Origin of the sequence: Streptococcus sp. 3705 (genome assembly GCF_013277145.1) — a bacterium.
Classification (GTDB): domain Bacteria; phylum Bacillota; class Bacilli; order Lactobacillales; family Streptococcaceae; genus Streptococcus.
Genome location: NZ_VMMJ01000045.1, coordinates 1 through 996 on the forward strand (window position 1 = coordinate 1; position 996 = coordinate 996).

At 38.5% G+C, this 996-nt stretch carries 1 pseudogene; it reads left to right on the plus strand.

Annotation, left to right across the window (positions count from 1 at the left end):
• Positions 1–996, plus strand: a pseudogene (locus HT714_RS09475) (FIVAR domain-containing protein); the annotation flags it as partial.

Genomic DNA, 996 nt, shown 5'->3' on the forward strand with positions numbered 1-996 from the left:
AATTAGCAGAATTAAAAATAGCAAGAGCTGAATTAGTAGATAAAGCAACAGAAGAGCAAAAAACAAAATTAGAAGCAGATGCTGGAAAACTAACAAAAGCAAGTACAGAAGGTAAAACTCAAGATAGTATTACTGCCTATAATGAAAAATATGCTCAACTAGCAACAGAGTTAGAAGCGGCAAAAAACAAAGCAACAGCGATCAAAGAAGCTGGGGATAATGCAAGTGAACACGAGGCATTAAAAGCGCAAGCGGCAGTTGATGGAGTATTAGCAAAACTAGAAGCAGCCAAAGCAGTGTTAGTGGACAAAGCGACAGACGATCAAGTATCAGAGTTACGAAAAGCAGACGTATCATTAACACCAGCAGCAGCAAGTACATTTGAAACAGCAAAAACTCCGGCAAGTATTGCAGCGTACAAAAAAGCAGTAGAAGCGATTCAAACAGATTTAACAGAAGCGAAAGCTACAGCAGCAGATTTAGTGAGAAAAGCAGAACAAAATAATGCGACACAAGCAGATGCAGCATCAGCAATCGCAAAAGTGGATAAATTAAAAGTTGAATTAGCAAAAGCCAATGCACTACTAAAAGACAAAGCGAATACTAGCGACTTAGCAACAGCTAAAGATGCATTAAAAGAATTAGCGAAAGTAGAAAACGCAACTGATGGCAAAACAACTTCTACAGCAGCAGCGTATACAGCAGCTAAACAAGCAGCGGATGCCGCAGTAGCAAAAGCCGAGGGATTAATAGCAAATCCCAATGTAACACCAGAAGAAGTTGCAGAAGCATTAACAGAAGTAAAAGCTAGGAAAGACGAGTTAGAAAAAGCCAAAGTAGCGTTAGTAGATAAAGCAACAGAAGAGCAAAAAACAAAATTAGAAGCAGATGCTGGAAAACTAACAAAAGCAAGTACAGAAGGTAAAACTCAAGATAGTATTACTGCCTATAATGAAAAATATGCTCAACTAGCAACAGAGTTAGAAGCGGCAAAAA